Here is a 21,209-nt window from a genome sequence, read left to right as displayed (position 1 = left end):
TTCATCATGATGATCGTATCCAGCGGGCCGTAATCGCCCTGTCCTTGATGTCGGGTACAGCTCAATACAGGAAGTAGGTGAAGTCAGCGTATACGGTGGGCGCATCGGCATCGTCACCGGTGCCGTCGATAGAAGAAATCGACATGGTGGGCCAGGCGACGGATATCTGCCCGGCCCAGCTCTCTTTCCAGTTCAGTTTGAACAGCAGGCCAGCACCGGAGAGCGCCGCCCAGTCATTGGGAATGACCTCGCCACTTCCGAAGATGTCGCGCTCGTAGTTGTTCGCCACGCCGTAGCCTGCATCGGCGATCACAGCCACTTGCAGGATGTCACTGAGGCGTCCGTCAAACAGGTGCGGGTTAAATATGGAAGGCATATCCGGATACCACTCCGCCGATACCACGGCGGCCTGGTCGGCAGAGAAGTCCCGCACGTCGAAGGCGCGCACACCATTGGCGCCGCCCAGGGAAAACTGCTCGAAGGACGGCAGCGCACTCTCGCTGTATTGCGAGCGGGTTTTAACAATCAGGCGGGACTTGTTGTCGGTAAACAGCGACGGCACGAAAAGAAGTGAACTGGTGTCCGCAGCAAACTTGAAGAACTCAGCATCACGCTCCAGGTCAATTTCGTTGTTGAATTCGCCGTACTGGAACCGGGTGTTCACCACATTCAACATGGGGATCACACCATCGGAAAGGCGGTCAAAGTACAGCCCCATTTCTGCTCCGCTGACATCATCTCCCGAGTCAGGCAGGGTAATTGCCGCCTCGATTTCTGATTCTTTTTGCGTCAGACCGAAGGTGCCGGTGATGTTGAACTCTCGCGAGCGGATAAACTTATGATCGACGGACACACCGAAGCTTTTATTGACACCCTCGATTTCCAGTGAGTTGATCGCGTTTTTTTTGTTGTTCGAGTCAAACAGGTTGAACTGGTTGTAGTCAGCGGTCAGCTGCAACCTTGTGCGGGCGCCAAAAACGGGCAGGCTATAGCGGAATTGTCCGAGGTCCGACCCCAGGTCACCTCCAAAACTTTCTCCATCGGTCGATTTCAGGTAGGCCAGCGTCAGCTCATCGCCAATCCCTAGCGGATTACCCCAGTCAAATGAGGTATACATCCGCTGGTCGCCGGTAAACGTGGAGCCGTGATTGTCGTAGCGACTGATAATCTGCCAGCTGCTGGCATCGCGTACCTTCAGGTTCAAACGAGTTTCCCCGGGGTTATCACCCGGGCTGAAATAACCATTGATATTCAGGCTCGGCAGGTCGTTCAAGAGGTAGAGCGATTGCTCAACGTCTTCATGATTGACCAGCTTGCCCAGCTGACTTTTAAATGGCTGCGACAGCCGGCGCTCGGAGTAGCGCTCGTTGCCGGCAATGGAGATCTGCCCCAATACCCCTTCCCGCACGGCAAATGTCACCACACCGTCCTTTACTTCCTGGGCGGGAATCTGCACCTGGGCGAGAAACAGACCCTGCTCGCGATAGAAGCGGGTCAACTCGGCCGCTATCTCCTCCAGGTCCGCGTAGGTCAGGCCACGTTCAGCATTCTGCCGCTCTACCGTAGTCACCAAACGACGCAGTTGCTGAGGACCGAGACCGTCGCTGCCAAAGCGCGCACCCATGTTATCCAGTAGAACCGCCAGTTCTTTAAGGTTCTCCTGGGTAAAGCCGGCGGCAACGATCTCGTCCTCCTTCATGAACCGGACGCGCAGGGATTCCGCCAGCTCCTCGAGTACTTCTTTGGTGATTCCGAATTCCGGGTATTCTTCCAATCGGTGGAAGCGAATTTTTTTGACGGTGATACGCGGCCCCAACTCCCGACCGGAAAACTCCGGTATATCGGTATCCAGGTTGGGATCGCGCGCCTCTTGCATACGCTTGCGATACTCTTCGCTCACATCCTGATTTACCGGAACATCCTGCTCAAACGCAGCGTGAACACGATTCCTGAAGTTGGCACCACTGTCTTGTGCCAAAGCGGTCAGTGACAGTAGAAAAAGACAGACACCACTTCCCAGCGGATATCGCTTATATTGCGACGACATTGGCAAATTCCCTGTAACAATGCATCGCTCCGCACATTGCGGAGCTGATCCGATATCAATAAAGAATGAAACGCGGCTCGCCCAGAGGCCCCCAGGCGAAGTCAGCGGCTGAGGTTACGCACCACACGGAATCCCGTGACATCATCCGGTGCGCCGCTATGAAAGACCTTTGAGGTAACCAGACAGCGGCTCATCGGGTCCAGACGACTTCCGCCCGCGGCAATGAGCCGCCCGTCAGCCCCCCAGACCCATTCGCGCACGTTGCCGACTGTGTTTAGCAACCCGAATGGGTTGCCGGTACCGGCCTTGACGGCAACCAGCTCGCTGCCTTTGCTGATGCCCCCATAGGTCAGAAAGCAATTTCGGTCAGCAACCTCACCTCTGCCATCGACACTGGAAGCGGCGAACCATTCGCGCTCAGTTGGCAAGCGGTACTCGCGGCCGGTCTGGCCGCTCAGCCAGGCAAGGTAGCCCTGTGCCTGTTCAAGGCTGATGTTCCGGATCGGCAGCTCGGGCGCGCCCACAAATGAAGTGGAGCAATCACCGTTGGCGAGACAGTACTTCCGAAAATCTGCGGTACTCACCTCATACTTGCTGACCGCATATGGCCGCCCCCCCTCACCATTTACCACCACCATTTCAGGGCCCTCGCCACCGGAAACAAGTGGGTCTGCGCAGCTATAGCGATCTCCACGACCACCACTTCCGGGCTGCAGATGCGCACAGTAATCGAGGTCAAAATTCTGCAGCACTTGTTGCGCGGGCAATAGCGCACGGGAGTCCGCCAGCAGGGGGGAGGTCCGGGTGGGGCTTCTGCCCGCCAGGTGCTTCAGGCAAGTTCCCAGCTCATCGGCAATTACGGGCCGAATCTGGATACCCTTTACCTGATCAATCGCTGCCAGTTGCCGCAGTGGTGTACCAACGCCCACGGGGATATCCATCGAAAACCGGCAACGCAGGGCGACTTCCAGGTCGTCTACGATAGCGTCGATTCTCTGCTGCTTTTCAAGCTCGGCCTGCCGTTTGCGAGCAAGCGCTTCTTGTGCTCGTAAACGCTCCGCTTCGCGCGCTGCCGCAATACGCTCGGCTTCAAGTCGCTGCCTCAGCTCCGCCCTCTCCTGGTTCAGGGCAGTTTCTACCTGTTGCGCTGCATCACCGGAGTAGTTCCAGTCAGCGGCGCGTTCGAGCATCCGCTCAGTCTCATCCAGGTTGCCGAGCGTTAACTGCCCTGTCGCAGCGGAAACAAATAGCTCCGAGACACGCTGTATCACCGCCTCAATATAATCGGTATCCGCGGGGTTCAGCCCGGTGTACTCATCGATCTCTACTCGCAAGTCCCGCTCCCAGGACGGAGTTAGTACACTCAGCTCGACAAGCCGATCAATTGCCTCCCGCTTGTCAGCAATCCTGCTTTCAAGTAATTCAACTTCGTGCTTCTGCTCAAGCTCGATCCGGACACGGTTCTGCTCCGCCGTATTTTCACGCTCCAGATAGGTATATCCGGCAACCGCTGCAGCAATCGTGGCAACACCCAGGCTTCCAGAGATCCACTTCCAGCGGTTGCTACCAAAGAACTGCTGGGTGAATTCTTCGACCGCAGCCGGCCGATCTTTGCGGCGAAACGCGAGCGCAGACTCAAGCGCGCGCCACTGACGTCGACTAAGACCCCGGATACGAGCGGGCTTGAGTTTTTTCTCGAGTGCCTTGTCTGCCGGTATGCGCCCGTATGGGTGTCGTCCGCTGAACAGCTCGTAAGCCACGCAACCCAGCGCAAACACATCGTCTCCGGGCTGCGGTTCGCCCCCATTCAGCATCTCGAGACTGGCGTAGGCAGGCGTCAGGGCACCCAGCGTGCCAGCATCGAAAACCGTCTTCTCACCGGCCTTAGCCGCGATGCCACCTTCGGAGACCGCTCGGGCGATACCGAAGTCGATAACCTTCGCGCCCTTCTTCGCAGTGATGAAAATATTCCCGGGCTTGAAATCTGAGTGCACGATCCGGTGGGAGTGGGCGTATATCAGTGCGCGGGAAACATCACGAAGTATCGACTCTGCACGCTCTTTATCGAATCCGGTGCCGACTCGCTCGCGCAGAAGCTTGTCCAGAGGTGAACCCTCCAGATACTCCATTGTCATGAAGACCCGATCGCCCTCGCGGTCGAAGTCGTATACCGTAACAATGTTCGGGTGCGCCAGCGTCTGGGATTTTCGCGCTTCCCGCTGCAGGGAGATGAAAGCGTCCGGGTGCTTCTGGAAGTCTTCATTCAGCAGCTTGATAGCGACATAGGGGTCGCTATCACTCGCCTCGAGCTTTCGGCGGTCAAGGGCCTTGTACACGGCACCCATACCGCCAACGCCGAGTAACTTATCGAGCTCGAAGCGCCCCTTGATGACGGTTTTGGTAACCGCACCCTCACGCGAAGTCGAAGGTTCGAAGTGCACGGCCTCTCTTGGACGGGGCAGAGGGCCGGGGACGCCGCCGCCATCCACAATAACGGTTGAGTCCGGATTATCAGGGGTACCGGCTGATTGGCCAGGTCGCGAAGGTACCAGGCCGGGATTACGCCCGATGGGCGGATGATCGTTAGCACCGGTATTCTCGTTACCGACGAATACCGTCACATCTGCGTCGTCACATGCTGAAAGGTTTTCCGCAGCGGTTTTGACTATGCGGGTGTTGTCATTCACTACCATCTCCCTGGCGCAAATTGGACGGTGGTCCCTCTCACCGACAAGGTATTAGCTAGCCCCGGCATACAAACCATATCCGCGACTTATCAACACCTAAATATTCAACAGGCACATGCCTGAAGGCCGCGAAGTATATCGAAGGCCATTAACACCAACAATTAATTACCTCTTAAATTATCGCTTTTCTGATTACACTTTCTTACATACATATCTACTTGCGACGCAACTAACACATACGTACCAACAAAAACGACAAAACTTAGAGACCTGGAACTAACGTACAATTTAAAACCCCGCCATACGCCCACCAGAATTCCGTCTAATTATTTTAGAATTACGAAATTTATTCGTACCAGATCCAATTTATTCGCGCCATTAAACATCCGGATATCTTCAGGGAAAGAATATAAATTGGTGCCAGAGTCGATTTTATAGTTACAGAATGTGGTTTTTTTTTGAGGAATGCTCTGCTTAAATCTCCTCCGCCTGCCGAATACGGCACCCCTGAAGATTCTGCAATTCCCGCAGCGCAGGGACCTCCACAATCGTCCACATACCATATTGAGGGATTAACAATGGCTATTTACATGAACTTCAACAGCAATACACCTGCAGGCAATGTGACTGCAAAAGGTTATGAGAACTGGATTGAAGTTGACAGCTTCAGCTTTGGTGTCGGTCGCGGAATTTCCATGGAGGCCGGAGCGGTAGCCAATCGCGAAGCGACTCGCCCAAGCCTGAGTGAAGTAACGGTAACGAAACGTATCGACGCAGCGTCCGGTGGTCTTTTCAAGTCATCTGTAACTGGTGACGAGGGTGTTAAGGTAGAAATTCACGTTGTTCAGACCGGTGCAAATTCCGTCGAGAAATTTGCCGTTTACACCCTGGAAGATGTTCTGATTTCTTCCTACAGCATTTCCGCATCTGCTGGCGGTGCCCCAGCCGAGTCTATCTCACTGAGCTTCGCAAAAATTGAAGCCGACTTGGCACACGCTGACAAAACCAACAAGAACCCGAAAAACATGCGCGTCGGATACGACCTTACTACCGCATCTCCGCTGTAAACAAGTCACATTAATATCAAGCCGGGCTCTGCAGAACTGCTCTGTCGAGTCCGGTTTTTGTCGTTACCAGAAGTCGAGCGTGTGTAACAACAAAGAAGTCCATCGTGAACCAGACACATGGCCGCCATGGTCACATGAGCGGGAACGAGGATTAGCGAATTAATGGACTTATGGCATCGATAATGACCAGGGGCTGACATGTCTGTACTCAATCAAGATAAACGCATGATCCGGACCAAGTGCCCAATTGGCCAAGATACGTTTATTGGCACGGCGATTTCCGGCGAAGAGCACATTTCAGGCACCTATCGCTATCAAATACGCCTACTGTCCGACAACCACGATATTACCCAGGATGCCATCGTCGGCAAGACATTTACTGTGAGCATCCATTACGGACCGTCCGAAAAGTTCATCCACGGATATGTTACTCACTTCTTCCTTCTCGATGTGAATGCGGAAGGCTTACGCGAATACTCGGCAGTCATTCAACCTGGATTCTGGTTTTCTCAACTTGGCGGCAAAAACCGAATTTTTGAGAAAAAGTCGGCGCGCGACATCATCAAAGAAGTACTCGGGGAGTACGCCAGCGTAGTTACGTTCGCCGACAAACTGAACGGTGAATACCTTACTCGAGAATACTGCGTACAGTTCAATGAGAGTGACTTCCAGTTTGTTACTCGCCTGATGTCTGAAGAGGGCATTGCATACTACTTCATTCAGACCGATGGCAAACACGAGATGGTGCTTTGCGACGATCATAAGAGTTTCTACGATAGCAGCACAGAAAATATCGAATATGACGGCGGCGGGAGTCATCCAACCAAACATTCGGTGCACAGCTGGCAGCGCAGCTTCAACTATCATGGTGGCGGCTTTGAGCTCAAAGATTACAACGAGTTCACGCCAGATAAAGACAATATGCAGAACGTCACCACCACGAGTAAATTGAACAGCGTTCAAGGGTATATCCGGAATTTGTACGGCATGAACCACTTTGAAGACAACGGTGATGGCACCCACGCCTTTAAAGATGGCTACCACAAAGAATTGACAAAGCGCGCAATGGAGGCACAGGAAAGTGGCTTCGACGTGGCAACGGGAACAAGCGATTTCAGCCCATTCAGCGCCGGTGGGCGTTTTAAGTTCGCACATACCCTGAAATCCGAAAAAGGGAAGTACCTGATAACCTCGGTCCGCCTGTCCGCGACGGACAGCAATAGTGAGGATTCGCAATTCCGTAATACATTCAGGTGTATTCCCGAAAATGTGATGCCTCGCCCTGATCCGCTTGTTGCCACACAGAAAATTCATTCCCCGCAAGTCGCGCAAGTGGTGAACGTTAAAGCCACGGAATCATCTGGCTCGGAAGATCGCTATACCCAGCTCAAGGTCAAGTTTCCGTGGAACTCAAAGCAGAACAGCTGCTGGATCCGCGTCATGCAATCGTTTTCCGGAAAGAACTGGGGCGCAAACTTTGTACCCCGCGTTGGCCAGGAAGTCGTTATCAACTATATCAACGGCGATCCGGACAGACCGCTGGTGACTGGCGCCGTTTTCAATAGTGACAATCCCGGCCCCCAATATACCGCCACACAAAGTGGCTGGAAGACCCAGATTAAAGACAGCATGTACAACGAACTGCGGTTTGATGATAAAAAAGGCAGTGAAGAGGTCTACATGGAGGCAGGAAAAGATCACAATTTTCTGATTCATAACGACCAGTGTGGCAAAATCGACAATAACCAGACGCTTGAAATCAAGAAGAACCGAAACGTTACCATCGCCGAGGGGGATGAGAGCATCACCCTCGCCAAGGGCAATCAGACCACCAGGATAAAAGGCAATCACTCGATTACCCTGGATTCTGGAAACCAGGAAGTAGCGATAAAAACCGGTACTCAGAGCGTTGATGTGATGGGTGCGATAAAAATCACGTCAAAAACATCAATTGACCTGAAGGTCGGTAGTAATACCATCTCGATCAGCCCCTCTGGTATCAAGATTAAGGGAGTGATGCTCTCGTGTAAGGGAGATGCGACCGCTGAAGTAAAAGCGGGGGCGATGCTTACCCTGAATGGCGGTATAACCAAGATCAACTAATGGATTGAGATATGACCGATCTGGTTAAAGTAGAGGCAGTAACTACAGAGCAGCTGCTGCAAAACATCGACATCAGCGACGAGGGGCGGCCGGTTCTGGTGCCGGATACGGCGCCGGAAGTCAGTATTCTTCGACTTCTCGAAGCAGGTTGCTACGCCGACGCCATCAAGCTACTTGCACTCGGGCTACCCAAGCGTGAGTCTGTATGGTGGGCCTGCCTTTCCACCAGAGACATACAGACCCCGGCCACCGATGAAAACAACGTAAAAGCATTGATCGCCGCGGAGAGCTGGGTAAAGAAACCCACTGAAGAACGCCGGCTGATCTGCAAACAATTGGGTGAGATTACCGGCCATAAGACCCCGGCAAGCTGGGCAGCAACCGCCGCGTCCTGGTGCCACGGTAGCCTTGCCGCGCCCGGTGAGCCGGTGATCGAACCACCCGCACACCTCTATGCCCATGCGGTCGCCGGAAGTGTCATCCTTTCTGCTTCCATTTCAGACCCGGTAAACCCCGAGCAGGCCTTCAATCGCTACCTGCAAATGGGTCTCAGCCTTGCCCGCGGCGGTAGCGGGAAACCAGAGTAATCGACGATGGGAAAGCCCGCATCACGAATTACCGATATGCATGTATGCCCCATGACCACAGGCACCGTGCCACATGTGGGAGGCCCAATACTCTCGCCGGGCGGCCCTACAGTGCTCGTCGGCAAGCTGCCTGCAGCGACTGCTGGCAGCACCTGCACCTGTATTGGCCCCCCGGATACCATAGCCATGGGTAGCGCGACGGTGCTCATCCAGGGCAAGCCCGCCGCCCGCATGGGGGACTCGACAACACACGGTGGGAAGATAGTTGTCGGCTGTCCAACGGTACTTATCGGGGGTTAAATGGCTGACCGGTGACGCAAGATTTTTTCACTTGATGCTGCACTCTATCGCTACAAACTGTATTTTGGAGAATTGAGGAAGCACACGGGATAGCCAATTTAATATAAGGATGTGGCAAGTCTCGCGAGTGCTTTTACAGAATTCTGGCAGAAATGCCGCAACAACTCGCAAATATGAAGCAGCGCTTTTCCCGTGCCAGTAGAACCGTGCACTACTTTTTTCTCATGACGCCGGTTGACCTGGCAGCGATAATGCCAGGTCAGCCGGTGTACTATCAGCCTACTTCATAGGTGAATCCACCGTCATTGTCGGCACCCACATGGATAGTGGTCACTTCCTCACCTTTGGCCATTTTATCCAGACACTCGCTTGCCAGTGACGGCAATAATGTGCGGTTTAGAATTACTTCAATATTACGTGCACCGGTGTCGGCCTCCTGACAGCGGGCAACGATATTGATAAGCACGTCGTCGTCGTAACTGAAGCGGGCACCATAGTGATCGCGAACACGCTTTTCAATACGGCGCATATTGATCTTGCAGATTTCCACCAGGTTTTCGTCATCCAGCGGATAGTAAGCAATTACGTTTGCACGGCCCAGGAAAGCCGGCTTGAATTTTTTTAGTAGATATGGACGTATATTTTCCATCAATACATCCGGCTCAGGTTTTTCTTCAACCTGATCGAAAATCGCCCGTATTGCGTCCTCACCGGCGTTTGAAGTCATTATAATCACGGTATTCTTGAAGTCGATGTCCCGGCCTTCTCCATCTTTGATGGTGCCTTTGTCGAAAAGACTATAAAAAATGTCCTGAACGCCCGGGTGGGCCTTTTCCATTTCATCCAGAAGAATGACCGAGTAAGGTTTTCGACGCGCCGCTTCCGTCAGTACCCCACCCTCACCAAAGCCTACGTACCCGGGTGGAGAGCCCAGCAGCATTGATACTTTATGCTCTTCCTTGAACTCAGACATGTTAATCGTCGTGATATTATGCTCGCCACCAAATAGCGTGTCCGCTAATGCCAGCGCGGTTTCCGTCTTGCCGACGCCACTGGTGCCACAAAACAAGAATACTCCGACCGGCTTGCGCGAATCAGTGAGTCCGGCGCGAGATGTTCGTATCGCCTGTGCTACGGCTTCCAGCGCGTGGGGCTGGCCAATTACTCTTTCATTGAGCCGCTCGGCCAATGCCTGAACCGCCTGAATTTCATTGGACACCATTTTTCCAACCGGAATCCCTGTCCAGTTGGCAATCACCTCGGCAATCGCCTGCTCATCCACGTCCGGCTGCGTCAGCGGCGCTTCACCCTGAACTTCACGCAACTGTGCTGTCAGCTCTGCCAGTTCTTGCTTGAAATCACCAACAACAGAATCGTCCAGGCTTTTTGCCCCTTCACCTGCGTTGAAGGCATCGTCAATCTGATCGCGCAGAGCCCGAATCCTGGAAATCAGCTCGAGTTCCCGCCGGTGCTGGCCGCCAAGAAGTTCCATACGGTTTTCAGCTTCGCTCTTTGTCGCCGCCAGGCTCTCAAGGATCTCTTCATGCGCGCCTGTAGCAGCATGCTCCCTACGTAGCTTTTCGATAGTCCTGTCAGTACTTTCGATGGTTCGCTGTGCATCTTCTATCGCGGCTGGCGTGGAGGACTGGCTCAGGGCGACTCTGGCGCAGGCGGTATCCAGCAAGCTGACGGATTTATCCGGAAGCTGCCGACCCGGTATGTAGCGATGCGAAAGTTTCACTGACGCTACAATCGCCTCATCCAGAATACGCACCTTGTGGTGCTCTTCCAGATTTGTCGCGACACCACGCATCATATCCACAGCGCTGGCTTCATCTGGCTCTTCTACTTTCACTACCTGAAAGCGACGTGTAAGCGCCGGATCGCGCTCAAAATACTTCTTGTACTCGGCCCAGGTTGTAGCAGCAAGCGTCCGAAGCTCACCTCTTGCCAGCGCAGGTTTGAGAAGGTTGGCCGCATCACCTTGCCCTTCCTTTCCTCCCGCGCCGATCATTGTGTGCGCCTCGTCGATAAACAGGATAATTGGGGTAGTGGAAGCCTGCACTTCCTGGATTACCGACTTGAGCCGGTTTTCAAATTCGCCTTTTACGCTTGCGCCCGCCTGCAGAAGCCCAAGATCCAGGGTCCGCACCGCAACGTCGCGGAGGGGCTCAGGAACATTGCCGGTACTGATTTTCAGCGCCAAGCCTTCTACAATTGCCGTCTTGCCCACACCGGCCTCGCCAGTCAGAATCGGATTGTTCTGCCGGCGGCGAGTCAGAATATCAATACATTGCCGGATTTCCTCATCGCGCCCCAGTACAGGGTCTATCTCTCCCTTTCGTGCACGCTCGGTAAGATTTACCGTGTACTTGTCCAGTGATGGCGCCTTGCTGGCGGCGACCTGTGCGGGAGTAGCATTACCCGCTTCCCTGTCCACCGCCAGATGACTCGATTCACCGGTTCGGGTGAACATGGCACGGGCCGTTTCGCGGATGGATTCAGGCGCAATGCCCTTCAATTCCGGGCAGGAATCCAGTATCTGGCGCCGGGAAGACTCCTCAAGCAGCAGTGCCGCGAGCAAGTGACCGGACGTGACTGCCGGGTGTCCATAGTCGATGGAGGCCAGCATCCATCCGTTCTTGGCCAGGTCGACGATAGCAGGCGACAGTGCCGCCGGCCTGCTACTACCCGATTTAAACCCGGCAATCGCCGTCGCCAGCTGCCGGGCCAGATTGGACGGGTTCACTTCGTGCTTTTCCAGAAGGTGGAAAAGATCGGTATCCGATTGATCCAGCAACTTCAATAACCAGTGTTCTATTTCAACATTGTATTGATTCTGTGCCAGGCATAGACCGGCCGCCCCCTCGAGTGAGTTACGCATATGCGGCGTCATCGTCTCGATCAGTCGTTTCAGATCCAGATTAATCATCCTGAATATTCCCTCGTGGTAGTCCGTGTTTTTCCAGATTCGCTGTACTCGTTAATGCCGGCTCACGCCGTTGGTAGAGCCTCGTCCGGAGAAAGCTGATCCGCGCCGAGACTGATAATGACCGGCTTGCCATCCTTCTGCTCTGCGGCCATGTGCGAATTCCAACCCAGAAGCGGCTGCGTCGCGGCATTCAATGAAAGTTGAACTGGCGCCACTTGCTCGGTGTATAACGTCGCTGCTATTTCAAAATCCATTTCAACACCGGCGCTTAACTGAATAAACGCTTTCAGCGCTTCCAGCTTGCGCCCGCCCGGCGCCATAGCCATGTGGTCTTCGTACCCCATCGGCTCTATTACCACCCGGAACTTGTTCTGGGCCTGAAAACAGTGCGTGCCGACAATGGTGTCTAGGCCCAGGCGATTGTTCACACCCTGCGGATGTTGATCACAGGGAAGCCTGGTTAGCACGTCCTCGGGCAACGCGTCCCACCGCCCCTGAAACTGCTCGATCGCTACCTCTAGGCCGAAATAGCAGCGAATCATATGCTTGAGGGAAACGGCTGAACACTGCTGGCGGCCGAGAAGCCCCGCCATCCCGAGAAGCGCATCATCCGGCAACGGCAGGCGGTAGCGCATTTCACTGGTACCCAGGCCCGCTACAGAGGAGATTGCCTGACTGAAAAGATCCGGGTCTTTGTCACCTCGCAGCCTGGCAATCTCATAATTCACAGGCATCTGGTATTTTTGCCACGCCCGGTATAAAAGGGAGACATGGCGATGGTGAAATATATCGAGAAACTCTTTTAGCGCAGAGTTCTTCGCTTTAAGTTCACGCTGTAATGTTTCAGTCAGGTAATATGGGAGAACCCCCTGGCTACCAGCCAGACCAGTAAAACCAACTTCCATCTCCCACTTTTGACACCACGCTTCGCTACCAGATTCAGTATTTTTTTTACGCCTTCCTGGTCCTTCAAGACGTAGCACATCGGCGCTTACAAACGACAGCGAGGTCTGCGCGCTGAAGCGTATAAATTCACGCGATGGCGGCGCAGAATCGCCAACACTCACCCCATGGGATTGATGCTCGTCTTGCAATGCCGCCATTTCCAGAAGGCGGACTGCCTGGAAAAACTCATACTCATAGGGAGCGCTCTCCAGATTATCGATTACAACAGTGCTTTGTCGCCTGCGCGAGGTGGCCATCGCTTCAGTTCTCCGTCTCGACCGCTCTGTTTTGCGATCAACCTCGTAAATGAATTGATCGAGCAGTACAACGCGAGGAAGCGCTCGATCACGCTGGCAAAAAGAAATGAGCTGGTTCCTTTGAGCATCATAGAGTCAAGCTCGATGATCACTTCCGTTCCACGGCATAGAACGACGCCGCCATCAATTTGAATTGGCGCTGTTATTGGTCTGGTATCCAATTTCAGCAGTGCTTCAATCATATTTCGGGTGCTGCCAGAATTCCGGAAGTCATACAGTCGTAGAATTTCCTTAAACGCTTCGCAACCACCCTCACCACTTAGTGATAAGTGATTAAGATTGAGGTGCGAAATCAGTCTCCAGTACCCACGCTCGCGACGCGGGGGGCGTAAGGTTTCAGTCGGCGCTACCGTACAGCTGATGCGACGGGTAGGCGCATCTCCATCAACAATGCAAAGGTGGGGCTGAGCATTCCCTGTCGGCAGTCTTTTTGGCAGATTGCGGTTGCTGCAGGTCAGACTCAGGTCAAGTGTTTGTCCTCCCGCCCGGTACGGGTTGAACTCCAGGTCGACCAGCGTAATATCCATCTCTGAAGCCAACTCATTACCATGCTCGCCCTCAACCACATCTCGCCGACGCGAGTACCAGAAGGCACTTTGCGTACCCGGTATCTGGCTGTGCTGAAGCCCGTAGAAGCGGCGGTACGCCGTGGTATTTCCGGCACTGTCAGTTCCGTTGACCTGATCGATGGAGTACACCTCGAGTCCGCCACTACGTCGCACGTCCGGCACAACCTGGTACTGGTACTGCCGGTGATTCACCGGGATCGGATCCGCGCTCTGCGGGAAAAGATTGACGACCGGAGTACATCCGAGCACGAACATCTCGGGCGCGACCTGCTTTTCCAGTTCATCATGTGTTTCAGACAGGTAAAAATAGAGATTAAGCGTATCGCCGTAGTGAGTGTCCAGCGCCTCGCCAAGTCCGGTCACGTCGATAAACTGGAATTTCTCAGGGAAGGCAAAGTATTCCGTCAATAGGCGATATCCCATAAAGGCGGAATCAGGGTAGGGTAGTAGTGCCTCGTCCGGATCCAGGCCGACCTGTTTCAGCAAGTCCGGCTCCAACATCACCGGTTTTGGATCGCCCTCACCGTTGGCTACCACCAGCTTCACACAGCGGGTGAAAAGCAGGTCGTACAATTCACAAATATGACTGGGAAGCCCACGCAGGAAAAAACGCAGAGAATCAGGCTTGAGGTCCGAAAACCGAATTTCTTCAGAGAGCGTTTTCAGTGACAGCTTGAGTACCGCGTTGGCACCCGGCACATCGTTACAGCCCGGCGCAATAAATGGCCGCGGCATCAAGCTGGCGGACTCGACGCGTACCGGACTGATCGTCACGGGGTAGCAGCTGGTAAAACGACAATTCTGCCCCTGAAAAGTTTCTGTTTCGAGCAGCAGGTCGCGTTCGATACTTACAATACTGTCCAGATCGGCTTCCGGCTCAAACTGCGCAATGGCACACGATGGAATCGGGCGCAGGTAATGGGGATACAGGGTTTCCAGCACGGCGTCCGTCAACTCGGGGAAGTCGTCATTCAGCTTTTGCTGGACTCGGGCATTCATGTAGGCGAAGCCGGAAAGGAGCCTGCCCACCAGCGGATCATCTACCGCATCGGTATCCAACTGCAATCGGGATGCAGCCGCCGGGTGAAGACGTGCAAATTCGCCCGCAGTTTGCTGAACGAAAGCCAATTCCTTTTCGTACAGATCGATCAGTTTTTCACTCATCAAACAATCTCCGAAACATCCACAAGCTGCGTGACCGGATTCAGCGTGGAATCAAACACAATCACTTCAGAGGCAGGATTCACCTGCAGTACGGCTTCCACACGAAAATGGATACTCGGGTCCTCGGTATCCACCTTGTCCTGAGCCGATACCCTGACAGAGCGAATGCGTGGTTCGAAATCGAGTATGGTTCGCTCGATATCCCGGCAAAACCGTTTGCGACTATCAGCAGAGGTCAAGTTGATCGTGGAAAGATCAGGAAGACCGAAATTGATGTTCGAAGTTTCCAGGTTTTCACATTCGGGGGGGTGGGACAGGCACCGGTAGCGTGTGTTAAACAGGTGCTCTAGATCACGTCGCACGGCCTCGCGCAGTTGCCTGAGCACCTGATGAGGACGGTGCATATCAATTTGGCTCGAGGAATCCAGCAAGCGGTCGAGCAGCGGAGCCAGTAAACGCTTTTCCCCGGTCATCCGCTAACCGCTCCTACGCCAATCTGTGACAGGGCGGTAGTTAGCTTCAGCTCAGATACCAGGTGGTCTACGGTATAGTGCGTTTTCAGGTGAATTACACTCTGGTAACTACCTATTTTTCCCGGCTCATCCATCACTTTTACCCGCGCCTCCCGCAACGGATACCGAGCCAGCATGTCCCACGAAAGATCTTCTCTTCCAGTTGTATACCGGTCCATCCACTGCTGTAGCTGCCGCTCGCAGTCAGCAGCGTTCATATACGCGCCGACCTTGTCACGAATCATGACCTTGATGTAATGCGCAAACCGGGAGGCACAGAGTATCTGCTGCAACATGCTGCTGATCCGTGCATTGGCCGTCGCAGACTTCGTACTGTATTGCTTTGGCCGCTGCAAAGAGGGAACACTGTTAAAGGCACTGTAGGGAGTGTCGTAGCAGTGGCACAGGCAGATAAAACCGAGATCGCTCAGCTCCCGCTCCGCAAAGTCGGTCACCAGAATCGAAGTGGACATTTTGACTACCTGTGAATTGCTATCCACACCAAAACCCACGGAAGGCAGCTGTGTTACCAACCCCCCACCAAGGTGATCCCTTGCGACACCGCGAATATGGGAAAACCAGCCTACTTCGTCGAATTCCCGCACCAGCACTGCGGCCATCGCAAAAACACTGTTTCCCCACAAATACCGCTTACTGTCGGTCCCGCCCACCTCCTCACGGAAGTGCAACCCGCGCAGCGAACTGGAGCTCCCGCTGTACGTATCCCGCAGCAGCACCTGCGGCAATGTAATCCCGATAAACCGGCTATCCTCAAGGTCGCGGAGACTATTCCAGCGAATGTACTGCTTCTGCCGAAATATTTCCGCATAGTTCATCGGTTTGGCAAGATCATCGTAGCTATCCACACCGAACAGCTGAGGTGCGGCGCTACAGATAAAGGGGGCGAATGCCGCAGCCGCAGTATGCGCCACCCCCTGGAGGGTGAATACATCGTCGTGTGGATGTCCATCAAATGGTCGATGGGCGACGTAGTAGTCGCCAACCAGTAACCCATAAGGCTGACCACCGGGCGTACCAAACTCTTCATTATAAATAAGATGAAAAAAACCAGACTGGTCAAAGTCAGGCGCGCGCTCGATGTCGCGACTGAGATCCTTCCAGCTTAAATCCAACAGCTTGATCTTTACATTTTCTGCACTCGGCGCCTGGTTCACCAGAAGTGATATGCCTCGCCAGCTTGCCTCCAACTGCTGAAACTTTCGATCGTGAATAATGCAGTTAACCTGCTGCGAGATCAGTTCGTCCAACTCCGAAATAACGCCGCTGATCCACTGTCGCACACTGCTCTGGCGACGGCGTACGTCGGCCACGCAAGCGGCAACCAGGCATTCAAATGCAAACAGGTCGTCAGGCTCATCAAGAAACTGCTGCAGCCAGTTTCCTTCCGCTGATGCGATGTCATATCGTAGTGAGCGATCTACCTGACCTGCAGGTAGTCCACAGAAAGTGGCAGGCAAGAAGGACTCCCGGAGAGGTGAAAAATTCGATCAGAAATTCATTGGTGAATAAACGGGGTCGGCACGTATACCGACCCCGCTCGAATCAGCCAGCTGAGGGAATATTGGCAACCATGCGCATGGAAGTCGTCAACTCTTCCATTTGCAGCCAGGGCTTCAGGTAAGCAACGGCGCTATAGCAGCCGGGTTGGCCAGGAATTTCCTTCACCTCGACTCGCGCCTCGGCCAGCGGATACTTGGCTTTCATCTCGGCACTTGCTTCCGGATTTGAATTGGTATACTGGGAAATCCACTTGTTCAGCCAGCGCTCGCAGTCGCCGGCCTCCATAAATGATCCCACTTTATCCCGCGCCATCACCTTGAGATAGTGCGCTATACGTGAAGTGGCCATCAGGTAAGGCAGGCGTGCAGAAATTGACGCATTGGCCGTGGCATCCGGGTCGTCGAACACCTTTGGCTTTTGCGCACTCTGCGACCCGAAGAATACAGAGTAGTCGGTATTCTTGTAATGACACAGCGGAAGAAATCCCTGCGCACTCAATTCTGCCTCACGGCGGTCGGTAATACCGATTTCTGTGGGACACTTTTGGTCAAGATCGCCGTCGTCACTCTTAAATACATGAGTGGGCAAGCCCTGTACTTTACCGCCACCTTCGGCACCGCGGATGGCAGTACACCAGGAATTTTCGGCGAATGCCTGTGTCAGCGTGGTACCCATGACATAAGATGCATTCATCCAGCAATATTGCTCATGATCCGCAGGTCTTGAGACTCCGGACTCGTCTACTTCAAATTCTTCAAAATTAAAGGACTCGACAGGCTTGGTATTCGCTCCATACGGCGTGCGCGCAAGTGTCCGCGGCATCACCAGCGTCACGAACCGAGAATCATCGCTATCGCGGAAACTTCGCCATTTGATGTATTCGCCAGATTCGAATATTCCACCAAGGTCTCTTGGCTTGGATAGCTCCGTAAAGTCATTGAAGCCAAACATGCCCGCTCCCGCCGCCGATATAAACGGACAGAATCCCGCGGCTGCGACATTGGACATTTTACTAAGCAATTCCACATCTTCTGGGTGGCTGGTGAACTCGAAGTCCCCAATCACACACCCAAATGGCTCACCACCCGCGGTACCAAACTCTTCCTCATAAATCTTCTTGAAGGTCTGACTCTGGTCAAACTCGACCGCTTTATCGAGGTCGCGGAACAGCTCTCGCTTTGAGAGGTTCATCATGCGAATTTTCAGCGTAGAACCAGTTTCGCTGTTCATAACCAGATGGTTCAAGCCGCGCCAGGAACCCTCCAGCTTCTGAAACTTCTGATCATGAAGGATGGCAGATAACTGGCGAGACATAGCCTGGTCGATTGCCTGGACCGCTTTATTGATAGTCTGGGTAAGGTTACGATCCCAGGTCACAGTGCCCTTGAGTACTTGCTGAGTGAGATTCGCAATCAAATCCTGAGCTTCGTCCGGCTGGGTCTGCTTCGTGGCTGAGATCGCCTGCTCCAGCAAGCTAACCGACTGCTCTTCCAGTTCCTGTTCTACTACGTTTTCAACTTCTGTGCTCATTATGCATCCTCCCCCTTCTCTTCACCGAGACCAAGCTGCTCCGAGATCGCACTGACGTTTTCGGTACTCTTCAGGATATCCTCGAGTACTTTTTCGAGATCTTCGGATCGATCTGCCTTGCTAAGCAGGTCACGCAGCTTGCTGCGCGCTTCCAGAAGCTGCTTGAGGGGCTCCACCTGATCGACAATCTGCTCCGGGGAAAAGTCGTCCATATGATTGAAATCGAGGTCCACAGCCAACTTACTACCATCACCTGCGAGGGTATTTTCGACTTGCAGGTTCAGCTTCGGATTGACCTTGCCCATTACATCATTGAAGTTGTCGCGATCGATTTGAACAAACTTCCGTTCCTTGAGTGGCCTACGGTTCTCAGTGTTGTCTCCGGAGTAGTCCCCCATTACGCCAGTGACAAAAGGCAGTTCTTTTTTTACTTCTGCGCCATTTGTTTCAACGTCATACGTAATATGCACTCTGGGCTTGCGTACACGTTTCAGTTTGTTGTGAATACTCTCGGACATCTGGGTCTCCTTTCCTCTAAACTGGAATCTCGATGATTATTAAGCTTCCGGAATCTGAAGCTATTGATTCGCCTGGGTATATGTATCTGGCTGGCCGACTGCCGGGCACATTTTCAAGGTCTGCCTACCAGCCCGTGGTTTCAGCGGGTTCCTTATTCTCCTCACCCCAGCCACTGCCCGCCCCGCTATCGGATGAAGCGGCAGGCTCGACGGAAGATTGCTGCGGTTCACTTGAAGCTGTAACTTTCGGGGGCGCGATGTAACGCTGGCTATCACTCCCGTCCAGCTTTACACCAGTGAGCTGTGAGTACATTGCACGCGAGTGCTCATCCGGAAGTAATTCTGACATGAGCTCTGCTACCGTCATCCGGCCCCAGCTCAGCAGCCGCTCGAGTCCCGGCGCCAAAGGCGTGTGGGGTTCATAGGTACGAAAGTACTTCGCCGCTCTCTCCAGCAGCATGAGTGCATCTTCGCGAGAAGTGACAGCCCCCCCGGGCACTGCGAATATGTGACCAGCACCAGTGCCGGCGAGCTCAGAGGCAGATACAAACGCGTCCTCAGTGTTTTCTGTGGGCTCAGATTGCTCTTCGACCACGTTCAGCGACTCCAGCTTTTCTTTATAAATAAAGCGGATGGTACGGAGGACTTCATCTAGAAGGCTGCTGATGCTGGTGCTCGGCGGAGCGTCCTGCCCACAGTGAGCACGCAGGCTTTCGTTAAGTTTTTTGTAGGTGGTCAAGCACTCATCAAGGGTCTCTACGAGACTCTGAGCCCATTCCGGAGCCGCAATACTTACGCTTTGATCAAAGTCAGCGAGGCTATAGCCCAGCGCCTCGATCCTGGCTAACTTTGCATCGTCATCGACGATTTTTTCAGCGTCGCGAGCCTGCTGGTACTGGAAAAACGTAAAGCCCCCGAAATCACCCACGGGGGTAATCTCCGCACTGCGAATCGGCAACAGCAGAGTACCATCAGCGCCGTCGCCATTTAGACCGGCAAGCGGCGCCACCTTGGATTCAAGCCCATCTTCATCTGGCTCCGGATACAGGCCATCCCAGTACTTTTCGACCAGGCCGCCAATCAGAAGAAAGCCGTCCCGCAGCCCTGAAAAACCATACAGGCGGATCAGCGCTTCAGCGTACCAAGCGGCTACTTCAAGGTCTTTACTGTGGTTTCGCAGGATTTTTTCGGCCGTAGCCGCCACCTCCCGCCACGGAGCAAGAAGGTCACTGTCGCTATCGTCGAACATTGCGGAGCGTTCGGCCGCCCTCGCACTATTTCTGGCATCCTTGATCGTATAGTAGTCGGATGTCGGCGAGCGATCCTCGCGAATATCCGCGCCCTGAGGCTTCTCGCCACTGATTTCTGCAAGCAGGGAATCGATTTCAATTACATTGGCAAACGCCATTTGAATTCCTTCTCACTCTGTCTTCGTATTTCAGTCAATTACACTTTGTTGAAGCAGTTTATAAGCACTGGCCTCAATAGAGAGGTATTACTTTCGCGTGCGGCTGCGCCTCCCTGTCGCCCACCGACTGTGCCAACACATCGAAACTTGCCGACACTTTTCTCAACAGTTTCCTTTTGTGACGGTACTCACGTAACTCACACCACAGGAATTGCGTAAATATCCTGTTACCGCGCCTGACGCAGGCCACCAGATAGGCAACTGGAACGCCGCCTATCTCTGCAGTGATCTCGCCGACGCAGCCCCCTCCCTCTTCTGGAGGCAGCTTTTCTGTTTGGCGTGTCACTACACCACTCGACACCTGTTTTGCACACTGTTGCAACTGAGCGCTACAGTAATCATTCAGAGATTCGTCAGTTTCTGAAAGACTTACCTGCTGGGATAGCACCACACAAAATACATTTTCGACCAGGCTGCCCGCTTGAATAATTGCGCCGTCATTCAGCCCTTCCATGGCCTGCCAGTGCGTGGGCACTTTTAATACACAACTATCATCACTCGCGGTAATGGTTCGAAACGCCTCCTTTACCGAGTCAACCTTGCCGGCAATCTTCTCATCGCCGGTAACCGCCGGAGACTCGTGAACTTGAGCCTCCCAACCAGTTTTCGCGAATGCACGTACAAGACTCGCAGCCTCTGCCTGACTGGCACAACGCTTCACTATGACACGATCAGAAGAAAGCAGATGGTTTATTCGCTTGAAGTCGAGCCGAAAGCGATTCGCCAACTCCGCTATTGCCTCTCTACGGTCTTTCCCCGAACACAATTTTCCAGTGAATACAACCTGAAAAGATTTCGTCGACATTCCCTGTCCCTGAAACCGGCCTCCAGAACTTAATCCGGTGACACATATAAAATAATTTTCGGAATTCATTTCCCGAAGTTAATCGATACAAGTGGCACAAGCGTACCTCTTGTAAAAAAATCTACTCAACATTCTAT

Annotated in this window: 15 protein-coding genes; 4 read left to right on the top strand and 11 right to left on the bottom strand. The window is 53.5% G+C overall.

Annotation, left to right across the window (positions count from 1 at the left end):
• Positions 1-61: 61 nt before the first annotated feature.
• The gene (locus tag GTQ55_RS01850) at positions 62-2,047 is read right to left on the bottom strand and encodes a ShlB/FhaC/HecB family hemolysin secretion/activation protein (protein WP_161857198.1); all 1,986 of its coding nucleotides are present in this window, start codon (positions 2,045-2,047) and stop codon (positions 62-64) included.
• A 101-nt stretch (positions 2,048-2,148) separates the two neighbouring features.
• Positions 2,149-4,734 (bottom strand): bifunctional serine/threonine-protein kinase/formylglycine-generating enzyme family protein, encoded by a 2,586-nt coding sequence (locus GTQ55_RS01845; protein WP_161857197.1) that lies wholly within the window; start codon positions 4,732-4,734, stop codon positions 2,149-2,151.
• Between the two features lie 578 nt (positions 4,735-5,312).
• Here GTQ55_RS01845 and GTQ55_RS01840 point away from each other — a divergent pair.
• The 4 genes from GTQ55_RS01840 to GTQ55_RS01825 all read left to right on the top strand — a co-directional run bounded on the left by GTQ55_RS01840 (position 5,313) and on the right by GTQ55_RS01825 (position 8,791).
• Positions 5,313-5,801, top strand: coding sequence for an Hcp family type VI secretion system effector (locus GTQ55_RS01840; protein ID WP_161857196.1), 489 nt, complete (start codon positions 5,313-5,315; stop codon positions 5,799-5,801).
• A gap of 198 nt (positions 5,802-5,999) precedes the next feature.
• Positions 6,000-7,904 (top strand): type VI secretion system Vgr family protein, encoded by a 1,905-nt coding sequence (locus tag GTQ55_RS01835; RefSeq protein ID WP_161857195.1) that lies wholly within the window; start codon positions 6,000-6,002, stop codon positions 7,902-7,904.
• A gap of 11 nt (positions 7,905-7,915) precedes the next feature.
• The gene (locus GTQ55_RS01830) at positions 7,916-8,491 is read left to right on the top strand and encodes a DUF6931 family protein (protein WP_161857194.1); all 576 of its coding nucleotides are present in this window, start codon (positions 7,916-7,918) and stop codon (positions 8,489-8,491) included.
• Between the two features lie 6 nt (positions 8,492-8,497).
• Positions 8,498-8,791: a PAAR domain-containing protein gene (locus GTQ55_RS01825; RefSeq protein WP_161857193.1), complete on the top strand. Its 294-nt coding sequence runs from the start codon at positions 8,498-8,500 to the stop codon at positions 8,789-8,791.
• Positions 8,792-9,065: 274 nt separating this feature from the next.
• Here the strand turns inward: GTQ55_RS01825 and tssH are convergent, their stop codons facing one another.
• The 9 genes from tssH to GTQ55_RS01780 form a co-directional block, all read right to left on the bottom strand.
• On the bottom strand, positions 9,066-11,723 hold the full coding sequence (tssH, locus tag GTQ55_RS01820) for a type VI secretion system ATPase TssH (RefSeq protein WP_161857192.1): 2,658 nt from the start codon (positions 11,721-11,723) through the stop codon (positions 9,066-9,068).
• A 62-nt stretch (positions 11,724-11,785) separates the two neighbouring features.
• A complete protein-coding gene (gene tssG / locus GTQ55_RS01815; protein WP_161857191.1) occupies positions 11,786-12,925 on the bottom strand; it encodes a type VI secretion system baseplate subunit TssG in 1,140 nt (379 codons plus the stop codon).
• Positions 12,889-14,718 (bottom strand): type VI secretion system baseplate subunit TssF, encoded by a 1,830-nt coding sequence (gene tssF, locus GTQ55_RS01810; protein WP_161857190.1) that lies wholly within the window; start codon positions 14,716-14,718, stop codon positions 12,889-12,891. Before tssF ends, tssG begins: the two co-directional genes overlap by 37 nt.
• On the bottom strand, positions 14,718-15,191 hold the full coding sequence (gene tssE / locus GTQ55_RS01805) for a type VI secretion system baseplate subunit TssE (protein ID WP_161857189.1): 474 nt from the start codon (positions 15,189-15,191) through the stop codon (positions 14,718-14,720). The genes tssF and tssE overlap by 1 nt, the downstream gene beginning before the upstream one ends.
• Positions 15,188-16,708 (bottom strand): type VI secretion system contractile sheath large subunit, encoded by a 1,521-nt coding sequence (gene tssC / locus GTQ55_RS01800; RefSeq protein ID WP_237567772.1) that lies wholly within the window; start codon positions 16,706-16,708, stop codon positions 15,188-15,190. Before tssC (GTQ55_RS01800) ends, tssE begins: the two co-directional genes overlap by 4 nt.
• Before the next feature lie 85 nt (positions 16,709-16,793).
• A complete protein-coding gene (gene tssC, locus GTQ55_RS01795) occupies positions 16,794-18,281 on the bottom strand; it encodes a type VI secretion system contractile sheath large subunit (protein WP_161857188.1) in 1,488 nt (495 codons plus the stop codon).
• Complete coding sequence (gene tssB / locus GTQ55_RS01790; protein ID WP_161857187.1) at positions 18,281-18,799, bottom strand: type VI secretion system contractile sheath small subunit; 519 nt, start codon at positions 18,797-18,799, stop codon at positions 18,281-18,283. The genes tssC (GTQ55_RS01795) and tssB overlap by 1 nt, the downstream gene beginning before the upstream one ends.
• A gap of 124 nt (positions 18,800-18,923) precedes the next feature.
• Entirely contained in the window at positions 18,924-20,207 is a 1,284-nt protein-coding gene (gene tssA, locus GTQ55_RS01785; RefSeq protein WP_161857186.1) for a type VI secretion system protein TssA, read from the bottom strand.
• Between the two features lie 73 nt (positions 20,208-20,280).
• A complete protein-coding gene (locus GTQ55_RS01780) occupies positions 20,281-21,072 on the bottom strand; it encodes a hypothetical protein (RefSeq protein ID WP_161857185.1) in 792 nt (263 codons plus the stop codon).
• Positions 21,073-21,209 lie beyond the last annotated feature (137 nt).

This window comes from Microbulbifer hydrolyticus (assembly GCF_009931115.1).
GTDB classification, from domain to species: domain Bacteria; phylum Pseudomonadota; class Gammaproteobacteria; order Pseudomonadales; family Cellvibrionaceae; genus Microbulbifer; species Microbulbifer hydrolyticus.
This window is presented reverse-complemented; position numbering and strand designations above follow the sequence as displayed.